This window comes from Microbacterium sp. (assembly GCF_043427715.1).
Lineage (GTDB): Bacteria > Actinomycetota > Actinomycetes > Actinomycetales > Microbacteriaceae > Microbacterium.
On record NZ_JBHWTD010000039.1, the window covers coordinates 1 to 9,942 of the forward strand.

The window sequence follows — 9,942 nt, forward strand, 5'->3', positions numbered from 1 at the left end:
CCAGAGTCGGCGCGAACTCGATCGCAGAACGACCCGCGATCAGCCCTCGAACCGCGCCCGCCCGCGTCGCCCACGGAATCTTCCTCGACACAACGAACCTCCTCGACGAGGTGTTGCGCTAGGACTCTGAAACCGCCGCCCGCGGAGCGGCGCGAGCTGCCACCTGAAGCCCGGGCCCACCGCGCGTGGTTCGCTAGCGTGGAGGCCTCGCCGTACCCGCGGCATCCGGTGTCCAGCAGAAGGAAGGTGACGCATGCGGTTCCTGCAGCGCCTCGCCCTCGGACGCCTGCACGCGCGACTTCCCGAATGGGTGCGCATCGCGATCGCCGTCGCGGCGCTCATCCTGGGCGTCGTCATCGTGATCCGTCCGACGACGGCGCTCGACGTGCTCGCGTGGCTCATCGGCGGCGGCATGGTGCTGACCGGCGTCCTCGACCTCACCGGGCGCGCCGACGAGGAGGCTCGCCCGCGCTGGCGCACCCTCACCGGGGTCGCCTGGGTCCTCGGCGGCCTCGTCGTCCTGATCGCGCCGGGGCTCACCGTGCGTCTCCTCGCCGGCCTCGTCGGCATCCTTCTGTTCGCCGCCGGCGCGCTCGGACTCATCGCCGCGTTCGGTCGAGGCCGCACGATCGACGCGCGGATAGCGGATGCCGCGTTCGGCGCGTCCGGCGTCATCTTCGGCGCCCTCGCGCTCTTCTGGCCCGACATCACCCTCCTGGTCGTCGCGGTCGTGTTCGGCGCGCGGCTCATCATGAGCGGCGTCGTCGACCTGTGGACGCGCGTTCGACGGCGCAATGACGCCGCGAAGCCCGAGGGCGAGCGCCCGCGGCGCCGCTGGGGCCGGACGGTGATCGCCCTGGCATCCGTCGCCCTCGCCGTGACGACGGCGGTGGTGACGGCGCCGCTGCGGGAGGGATCGACCGTCGTCGACGAGTTCTACGCGGCACCGCGCGATCTGCCCGATGAGCCGGGGCGGCTGGTGCGCGCGGAGCCCTTCACCGCCGGCATCCCCGGCACGGCGGACGGCTGGCGGATCCTCTACACGACCCTCGGCGTCGAGGGTGAGGTGCGGGTCGCGAGCGGCATCGTCGCCGTGCCCAAGAACGGCGACGGTCAGTGGCCGGTGATCAACTGGCACCACGGCACCACCGGATTCGCGGAGCACTGCGCACCGTCCCTGCAGGAGCGGGGCATGTGGTCCGGTGCGATGTACATCCTCCCCACGCTGATCAACGAGGGCTGGGCGGTGGTCGCGACCGATTACATCGGGCTCGGCACCGAAGGACCGCACCCGTACCTGATCGGTCCGCCGAGTGCCCGGGCGGGATTGGATGCCGGTCGCGCGGCGCGCGAGCTCGCGGAAGCCGACCTCGGGGTCCGGACAGTCGTCTGGGGACACTCGCAGGGAGGCGGCTCGGCGCTCTGGGCGGGCGCGCTGGCCCGCGACTACGCGCCCGAGCTGTGGGTGCAGGGCGTCGCGGCGCTCGCCCCGGCCGCCGACCCGTCGGCGCTCGTCGAGAACATCGCGGACGTGACCGGCGGCAGCATCTTCGCGTCGTATGCGTTCGCCTCCTTCTCGGAGATCTACCCCGGCATCACCTACGCCGACTACGTGCGCCCCGGCGCGGAGACCACTCTCCGGAAGATGTCCGAGCGCTGCCTCACCGACCCGTCCATCATCATCTCGGTCGCTGCGGCCCTCGGGATGAGCGGCGATGCGCGCCTGTTCTCGACACCGCCGTCCACCGGCGACCTCGGCCGATTCCTGCGGCGCAACACCGCGCCGCTCCACCAGACCGCGCCTCTCCTCCTGGCGCACGGCGGTGCCGACAGTGTCATCTCGGTCACCGCGCAGACCGAATACGTCGATCGCATGTGCGGGGCAGGGCAGGACGTCGACTTCCGCATCTACGACGGATACGAGCACGCCGCCGTCGTCGAGCGGCCGTCGCCGCTGCTCGACCAGCTCATCGAATGGACCCGCGACCGGTTCGCCGGCGTCCCCGCTCCCGAAGGCTGCTCGACCACGCGGTACTGACGAGCAGACGCCGCGCCGCGGCATCCGTCCCCGGTCTGCGCCCCCACGACCGCACATATCCTGGGACGCATGACCGAGAACACGCTGCCCTCCGGTATCCACCTCGACGAGCTGAGCACGACGGTGCGTCCGCAGGACGACCTCTTCCGCTACGTCAACGGCTCGTGGATCGAGCGCACCGAGATCCCCGACGACAAGGCACGGTGGGGATCGTTCCACCTCATCGCGGAGCAGGCCGAGAAGGACGTCAAGGTCATCATCGAGGAGTCGCAGGCCGCCGAGCCGGGCACCCAGGCGCGCAAGATCGGCGACCTCTACACGAGCTTCATGGACACCGATGCCATCGAGGCCGCCGGCGCCGACGCGATCGCCCCGCAGCTCGCCTTCGTCGACCAGGTGACCGACATCCCCTCACTGCTGCACACCGTCGGAACGCTCGAGCGCGAAGGCATCGGCGGTCTGTTCGGCACCTACATCGAGCCCGACCCGGGCAACCCGACGCGCTACATCCTGTTCGTCGTGCAGGGCGGACTGTCCCTGCCCGACGAGAGCTACTACCGCCTCGACAACTTCGAGGGCACGCGGGCCGCGTTCCGCACGTACGTCGCCACGATGCTCTCCCTCGCGGGGATCGCGGATGCCGAGGCCCAGGCCGACCGGATCGTCGCGCTGGAGACCGAACTCGCCGGTCACCACTGGGACAACGTCCGCAGCCGTGACGCCGTCGCCACCTACAACCTGATGACCTGGGACGAGACCGTCGCCCTCGCGGGCGTCGACCTCGCGCCGTGGCGGGAGGCTGTGGCGCCCGGTCGCGCCGACGCCATCACCGAGGTCGACGTCAACCAGCCGAGCTTCGTCGAGGGTCTCGGATCGCTCCTGACCGACGAGCGCCTCGAGGACTGGAAGGCGTGGCTGCGCCTGCACGTCATCCGCGCGTCCGCACCGTTCCTGTCCTCCGCGTTCGTCGACGCCAACTTCGCCTTCTACGGCACCGAGCTCACCGGTGTGCCGGTCAACCGAGAGCGCTGGAAGCGCGGCGTCTCCCTCGTCGAGGCGGCCCTCGGCGAGGCCGTCGGCAAGGTCTACGTCGAACGGCACTTCCCGCCGCAGGCGAAGACCGAGATGGACGCCCTCGTCGACAACCTCATCGAGGCGTACCGCCGGTCGATCACCGACCTCGAGTGGATGACCCCCGCGACCCGCGAGCGCGCGCTCGAGAAGCTCGCGAGCTTCACCCCCAAGGTCGGCTACCCGGCGAAGTGGAAGGACTACAGCGACCTCGAGATCTCGGCATCCGATCTGACGGGCAACGTCCGCCGGTCGAACGCGTGGGAGCACGACCGCCAGATCGCGAAGCTCGGTGCTCCGATCGACCGTGACGAGTGGTTCATGACGCCGCAGACGGTCAACGCGTACTACAACCCGCTGATGAACGAGATCGTGTTCCCCGCCGCGATCCTCCAGTTCCCGTTCTTCGACCTCGAGCGCGACCCGGCCGCGAACTACGGCGGCATCGGTGCCGTCATCGGGCACGAGATCGGGCACGGCTTCGACGACCAGGGCAGCGCGTTCGACGGCACCGGCGCGCTCAACGACTGGTGGACCGACGAAGACCGCGCCGCCTTCACCGAGCGCACGAAGGCGCTCATCGAGCAGTACAACGCGCTCGTCCCGCAGGGTCTGTCGGGCGATCACGCCGTCAACGGGGCCCTCACGATCGGCGAGAACATCGGCGACCTCGGCGGGCTCGGCATCGCGATCAAGGCGTACCGTCTGCACCTGCAGGCCACCGGGTCAACGGAGCCCGACGGTCCCGTGGTCGACGGGTTCACCGGCATCCAGCGCCTGCTGCTGAGCTGGGGGCAGATCTGGCAGCAGAAGGCTCGCGATGCCGAGGCGATCCGGCTCCTCACGATCGACCCGCACTCGCCGAACGAGTTCCGGTGCAACCAGATCGTCCGCAACGTCGACGAGTTCTACACCGCGTTCGGGGTCACCGAGTCCGACGCCCTGTGGCTCGACGAGGACCAGCGCGTCACCATCTGGTGAGCCGGCGCGGCGCCCCGGTCCGTTCTAGGCCGGTGAGCGCCGCGCGGGTCAGAAGACGATCGTGTGGTTCCCGTGCCGGATGATGCGGTCCTCGGCGTGCCAGCGGACGGCGCGCGAGAGCACCTGACGCTCGACGTCGGCGCCGCGGCGGACGAGCTCCTCGATCGTGTCGGCGTGGGTGACGCGGATCGTGTCCTGGTCGATGATCGGGCCCTCGTCGAGGTCGCCGGTCACGTAGTGGCTCGTCGCGCCGATGAGCTTCACGCCGCGCTCCTTGGCCTTGCGATATGGCTCGGCGCCGATGAACGCGGGCAGGAACGAGTGGTGGATGTTGATGACGGGCACCCCGAGCGCTTCGAGGAACTCCGGCGACAGGATCTGCATGTACCGCGCCAGCACGACGAAGTCGACGTTGCCCTTGAGCAGCTCGAGGATCTTCGCCTCGGATGCCGACTTGTCGGGGCCGGGCACCGACGGAACGTGGAAGAAGGGCACCCCGAACGAGCGCACGTCCTCGGCCGACGTGGTGTGGTTCGACACGACCATCGGGATCGTCACGGGCAGCTCGCCGCGGCGGTTGCGCCACAGCAGGTCGAGCAGGCAGTGGTCCTGCTTCGAGGCGAGGATCGCCATGCGCTTGGGCACCGACTGGTCGGTCAGCGACCACTCCAGCTCGAACGGGGCGAGCGTGTCGGCGATCTCGGCCTCGATCTGCGGCCGGGCGGCGGCGAAGTCGGGCCGGTGGAACACGACGCGCTGGAAGTAGGCGCCGCCGCGAGGGTCGTCGGAGTACTGATCGAACGCGACGATGTTGCCGCCGATGCGCGTGATCATCGCCGAGATGGCGGCGACGATTCCCGGGGTGTCCTTGCCGTGCACGATGAGGCAGGCGTGGGCGGGGTGCAGCGGGGGGACGGGCGCGGTCATCCTTCGATTCTGCCCTGTGCCGACGGATGCCGCGGACGCCGCCGCCCGAGACCGCTGATCGGGGCGGGCACGCCGACCTGCACGGTGCGCGGGCGGCCGCGCTAGCGTGGCCTCATGCACGACGAGGACATCCGCATCGAGGAACTCCGCACGGCGGACGAGACGCGGCGGGCCGCCGCCGTGCTGGATGAGGTGTGGACGGACGGCTCAGGAGTGTCGGCGGAGCTGCTGCGCGCCCTCGCCGCTTCGGGCAACTACGTCGTCGGCCTCTACGACGGGGAGCGCATGATCGGCGCGTCGGCGGCCTTCTTCGGGCCGCCCGACACACGCTCCATGCACTCGCACATCACCGGCATCCACTCCGACTATCGCGCGCACGGTCTGGGGCGACGGCTCAAGCAGCACCAACGGGAATGGGCGATCGGTCACGACGTGGGGCACATCACGTGGACCTTCGATCCGCTCATCGCCCGCAACGCGCACTTCAACCTGCTCGTTCTGGGCGCCCGCGTCGTGGGGCATGAGCCGCACCACTACGGCGCGGACGCCGACCGGCTGACGGTGTCGTGGGCGCTGTCGGGCGGGCGCCGCACGAATCCGCCCGAGCAGGACATCATCGAGACCGTCCCGGTGCCGCGCGACATCGAGGCCATGCGGCAGGACGATCCCGCCGCGGCGCAGGCCTGGCGCGAGAAGGTGCGGCTGCGATTCGATGCGCTCTTCGAGCAGGGCCTGGTGGTCGCCGGGTTCCGCGACGAGGCCGGCTACCTTTTCGTCCGGCCCTGACAGCCGCGCGCCGCCCCGCGCGTCGCCCTCTTCCTGCGGGATGCCGCAGCACGGCCCCGTAACCTGGCGGCATGCCGATCGTGACGCCCGCCGCCGCCGTGACCCTCGACGAGATCGAGATGCGCGTGCTGCAGATCCCGCTGGTCAGCCCGTTCACGACCTCGTTCGGCACCGAGACGGTGCGCGAGGTCATCATCGTCCGCGCGCGCACCTCCGACGGCGTGGACGGGTGGGGCGAGATCGTGACGCAGAACGCCCCGCTGTACTCCAGCGAGTACACGCAGGGGGCGTGGGACGTCGCGACCCGCTGGCTCGGCCCCGCGCTGCAGCAGCGCGGAACGTTCCCTCCCGAGGAGATCCCGGAGATCCTGGAGCCCTTCGTCGGGCACCGCATGGCGAAGGCGGGACTCGAGCTCGCCGCGCTCGACGCGGCCCTCCGCACCGAGGGGCGCTCGTTCGCGTCGTACCTCGGCGCGGAGCGGGTGATGATCCCGTCGGGGGTGAGTGTCGGCATCCAGTCCGATCCGGCGGCGCTCGTGGAGACCGTCCGCGGCTACCTCGACGAGGGGTACGTGCGGATCAAGATCAAGATCCGCCCCGGGCGGGACATCGACGACACCGCTGCCGTCCGGGCGGCGTTCCCCGACATCCCGCTGCAGGTCGACGCGAACTCCGCGTACACCCTCGCCGACGCCGACACGCTCGCGCAGCTCGACCGGTTCGGCCTGCTGCTGATCGAGCAGCCGCTGCAGGAGGACGACATCGTCGACCATGCCGCCCTCGCGCAGAGCCTGAAGACCCCGATCTGCCTCGACGAGTCGATCACCTCGGTCAAGGCCGCGCGCGACGCCCTCGCGCTGGGGTCGACGACCGTCATCAACGTGAAAGCCGGCCGCGTCGGCGGGTACCTCGAAGCGGTCCGGATCGCGGACCTCTGCGAGGGCGCCGGCATCCCGGTGTGGTGCGGCGGCATGCTCGAGACGGGGATCGGCCGGGCGGCCAACGCCGCGCTCGCGGCGCTTCCCGCGTTCACGCTGCCGGGTGACGTGTCGGCATCCGCTCGCTTCTATGAGCGCGACATCGTGACCGAGCCGGCCGTCCTCGAAGACGGCCATGTCCGTGTGCCGACCGGGCCGGGGCTGGGCGTCGAGATCGACGCCGACGCACTCGATGCGTTCACCGTCGCCCGCGAGGCCCTCCGGCGCTGAGGCGTGCGGGTGCCGCGCTCAGCGCAGGTAGCGTCGGGCGCGGGTCACCAGAGCGTGCCGCCGCCGACGGAGATCCCGGCCCACGTGAGCAGCACGAAGATCCCGGCGAAGACCACCGGCCCGATGCCCTTGCCGCGCCGCGCGAGGCCTTTCAGCAGTGCGATGATCGTCAGCACCGCGGCGATGAGCGAGAGCCCGCCGCCGAGGATCAGCCCGATGCCGAGCGGGATCGGCATGAGGATCAGTCCGATCAAGCCGACCCAGAAGGCGGCCCAAGCGGTCTTGTTCGTGGGGCGTTCGGTCGCGTAGCTCATGCGTCCATCTTCGCCTGTCGGCGGCGATTTCGGTCGAGCGGATGCCACGCCTCCCCCCGACTGTCCTCGTCAGTGCGGCAGGGAGGGGTGCGCCTCGTGCGGGTCGCGACGGCGCGGTATGAAGAAGGCGATCAGCAGGGCGACGGCGGCGGCGCCGATCCCGAGGATGAACGAGGTCTGGAAGGCGGCCGGCGTCGGCACGGCGACGCCGTCGCGGACCACCGACATCGACGCGAGCACCGCGCCGACGAGGGCCGCAGCCGTCGAGGTGCCGAGCGATCGGAAGAGGGCGTTCAGCCCGTTCGAGGCCCCCGTCTCGGACGGCGGCACCGAGCGCATGATCAGCATCGGCATCGACGCGTAGCCGAACCCGATCCCGACGCCGATGAGCAGGTTCGCGACCAGGATGTGCCACACCTCGGTGGCCAGCAGCAGCGAGAACCCGTAGGCGACGATGAGCGCAGCGGCACCGAGCACGAGCAGCAGCTGCGGACCGACGGTGCGAGCCAGACGCCCCGAGAAGGGGGAGAGGACCATCATCACCAGACCGGACGGCATCACGACGAGGCTGGCGTGGAGCAGCGACAGCCCAAACCCGCCCGCGGCGGTGGGGATCTCGAGCATCTGCGGATATGACACGTTCGACGCGAAGAGCGAGAACCCCATCGCGACCGAGGCGAGGTTGGTGAGCAGCACCGCGGGGCGTGCGGCGACGCGGAGGTCGAGCAGAGGCTCGGTGATGCGGAGCTCGTAGGCGCCCCAGAGGAGGAGCACGACGACGCCGCCGATCCCGAGGAGCAGGGTCGGCGCCGACATCCAGCCCCACTCGCTGCCGCGCGAGATCGCCAACAGCACGCCGGTGAGGCCGACCGCGAGACCCGTGGCCCCGACGTAGTCGAACCGGCCCGCGGTCTTCAGGACGCTCGGCGGCACGATCCACAGCACGAGGACGAACACGACCGTCCCCAGCCCCGCCGACATCCAGAACAGGACGTGCCAGTCGCTCGTCTGGGTGATGATCGCGCTGATCGGGAGACCGAGGGCTCCGCCGACGCCGAGGGTCGCCGACATGAACGCGATGGCGGAGTCGACCCGGTCCTCATGCAGGACGTCGCGCATGATCGAGATCCCTAGCGGCACGACCCCGGTGACAGCGCCCTGCAGGGCGCGTCCGACGATGACTCCAATGATGCCGGGGGATGCCGCGGCGATCACCGAGCCGAGCACCAGGAGCGCGATGAGGACGAGGACGATCCGCCGCTTGCCGTACATGTCGCCCAGGCGGCCGGCGATCGGCGTGATGATCGCGGCGGCGAGGAGGGTCGCCGTGACGACCCACGCGGTGTCCTCGCGGCTCGCGTCCAGCAGCTCCGGGAGGGACGACTGAATCGGCACCATCAGGGTGAACATGAACGAGGAGCACAGCCCCGCGACCGCCAGCACCATCACGATGGCGCCTTGGTTCGGCATCCGGGTCAGTCGTCTTCTGTCGTCTTCGCTGCCCGGGGCCACCCGTTCAGGCTATCGCCGCCGTCACACGCGGCGGCCGGTCAGCCGTCGCGGCGCCAGGCGTCGGACTCGAGGTGCGAGCCGGCCTGCGGCCCCATCTGCAGCATCCCGCCGTCGACCACCCACGTCGCAGCGGTGACGTAGGACGAGGCGGGCGAGGCGAGGAAGGCGATCACGTCGGCGATCTCCTCCGGCTTTCCGGGGCGGGGGATCGGGATGCCGGGGCGGTGCGTCTTCTCAGCCTCGTCACCCTCCATGTCGTTGATGGGGGTCGCGATCTCGCCCGGGGCCACCGAGTTGACCGTGATGCCGCGATCGCCGAGCTCCTGGGCCATCGTCTTCACGAGGCCTTCGAGGCCGTGCTTCGAGGCGACGTAGGGAGCGGAGCCCACGCGGGGCTGAGAGCCGTGCACGCTCGTGACCGCGATGATCCGGCCGCCGGTGCCTCGTTCCGTCATGAGCTTCGCGGCGGTGTGCATGCCCAGGAATGCGCCGTCCAGGTTGAGTGCAACGACGGTGCGCCAGCCGTCGAGATCGAGGTCGAGGAACGGTCCGCCGGTGCCGCCGCCCGCGTTGTTGACGAAGACGTCGAGGCCGCCGAGTTCCTCCGCGAGCTTCGTGATCACGCCCGGCACCGCGTCGAAGTCCGTCGCGTCGAACTGGGCGACGACGGCCTTCCGGCCGAGGCGACGGACTTCCTCGGCGGTCTCGTTCGCGCCGTCCTCGTCGGAGTGCCAGGTCACACCGACGTCGAGGCCTGCGCCGGCGAGCGCGATGGCGGTGGCCCGGCCGATGCCGGAGTCCGAAGCGGTCACAATGGCGGTGCGCGGGGTGAAGTCCATGCCGCGACGCTACGTACCCGCGCTCCGCTCCCGTACCCGGTTGACACCGGCCCGGCCGCGCCCTACCCGCGCCTCGCGTGCGCTAACTCCTCACATCCGGCGCACGTCGGCACCGGAGGCCGCCCGAACGGGCGGTCTGGGCAGATCTTGAGGAGTTAGCGCACGCCCGGCGTCAGACCGCGTCGGGCGACGGACCGGTCGGCGCCGGCCGGCCCCGCTTCGGCGAGGCCCGCCGTCAGACCCCCGGCCCCTCAGACCGCGTCGGG

At 70.7% G+C, this 9,942-nt stretch carries 8 protein-coding genes; 4 read left to right on the forward strand and 4 right to left on the reverse strand.

Going from position 1 to position 9,942, the window contains the following annotated elements; translation table 11 throughout:
* Nucleotides 1-253: 253 nt before the first annotated feature.
* Together ACHFGS_RS03735 and ACHFGS_RS03740 are read left to right on the forward strand one after the other, a co-directional pair.
* Nucleotides 254-2,038, forward strand: a complete 1,785-nt coding sequence (locus ACHFGS_RS03735; protein WP_394278965.1) for a lipase family protein — start codon at nt 254-256, stop codon at nt 2,036-2,038.
* Between the two features lie 69 nt (nt 2,039-2,107).
* Nucleotides 2,108-4,090 (forward strand): M13 family metallopeptidase, encoded by a 1,983-nt coding sequence (locus ACHFGS_RS03740; protein ID WP_394278964.1) that lies wholly within the window; start codon nt 2,108-2,110, stop codon nt 4,088-4,090.
* Between the two features lie 48 nt (nt 4,091-4,138).
* Here ACHFGS_RS03740 and purU read toward each other — a convergent pair whose 3' ends face one another.
* Entirely contained in the window at nt 4,139-5,017 is an 879-nt protein-coding gene (gene purU, locus ACHFGS_RS03745; protein ID WP_394278963.1) for a formyltetrahydrofolate deformylase, read from the reverse strand.
* Between the two features lie 114 nt (nt 5,018-5,131).
* On the opposite strand from purU, the gene ACHFGS_RS03750 reads away from it, so the two are divergent.
* Both ACHFGS_RS03750 and menC read left to right on the forward strand, forming a co-directional pair.
* On the forward strand, nt 5,132-5,803 hold the full coding sequence (locus ACHFGS_RS03750; protein ID WP_394278962.1) for a GNAT family N-acetyltransferase: 672 nt from the start codon (nt 5,132-5,134) through the stop codon (nt 5,801-5,803).
* Between the two features lie 71 nt (nt 5,804-5,874).
* Nucleotides 5,875-7,011 carry an o-succinylbenzoate synthase gene (gene menC / locus ACHFGS_RS03755; RefSeq protein WP_394278961.1) on the forward strand — a complete coding sequence of 379 codons (1,137 nt, stop codon included), beginning with the start codon at nt 5,875-5,877 and terminating at the stop codon, nt 7,009-7,011.
* A 44-nt stretch (nt 7,012-7,055) separates the two neighbouring features.
* Here menC and ACHFGS_RS03760 read toward each other — a convergent pair whose 3' ends face one another.
* From ACHFGS_RS03760 to ACHFGS_RS03770, 3 genes are all read right to left on the reverse strand, one after another.
* On the reverse strand, nt 7,056-7,325 hold the full coding sequence (locus ACHFGS_RS03760; protein WP_394278960.1) for a hypothetical protein: 270 nt from the start codon (nt 7,323-7,325) through the stop codon (nt 7,056-7,058).
* Nucleotides 7,326-7,394: 69 nt separating this feature from the next.
* A complete protein-coding gene (locus ACHFGS_RS03765) occupies nt 7,395-8,795 on the reverse strand; it encodes an MFS transporter (RefSeq protein WP_394278966.1) in 1,401 nt (466 codons plus the stop codon).
* Between the two features lie 80 nt (nt 8,796-8,875).
* Nucleotides 8,876-9,676 carry an SDR family oxidoreductase gene (locus tag ACHFGS_RS03770; RefSeq protein WP_394278959.1) on the reverse strand — a complete coding sequence of 267 codons (801 nt, stop codon included), beginning with the start codon at nt 9,674-9,676 and terminating at the stop codon, nt 8,876-8,878.
* Nucleotides 9,677-9,942: the final 266 nt, after the last annotated feature.

Bases quoted from the DNA above. Each gene is read 5' to 3' on its own strand.
- ACHFGS_RS03735 (WP_394278965.1), top strand. From the start codon at position 254: ATGCGGTTCCTGCAGCGCCTCGCCCTCGGACGCCTGCACGCGCGACTT.
- ACHFGS_RS03740 (WP_394278964.1), top strand. From the start codon at position 2,108: ATGACCGAGAACACGCTGCCCTCCGGTATCCACCTCGACGAGCTGAGC.
- purU (WP_394278963.1), bottom strand. From the start codon at position 5,017: ATGACCGCGCCCGTCCCCCCGCTGCACCCCGCCCACGCCTGCCTCATC.
- ACHFGS_RS03750 (WP_394278962.1), top strand. From the start codon at position 5,132: ATGCACGACGAGGACATCCGCATCGAGGAACTCCGCACGGCGGACGAG.
- menC (WP_394278961.1), top strand. From the start codon at position 5,875: ATGCCGATCGTGACGCCCGCCGCCGCCGTGACCCTCGACGAGATCGAG.
- ACHFGS_RS03760 (WP_394278960.1), bottom strand. From the start codon at position 7,325: ATGAGCTACGCGACCGAACGCCCCACGAACAAGACCGCTTGGGCCGCC.
- ACHFGS_RS03765 (WP_394278966.1), bottom strand. From the start codon at position 8,795: ATGCCGAACCAAGGCGCCATCGTGATGGTGCTGGCGGTCGCGGGGCTG.
- ACHFGS_RS03770 (WP_394278959.1), bottom strand. From the start codon at position 9,676: ATGGACTTCACCCCGCGCACCGCCATTGTGACCGCTTCGGACTCCGGC.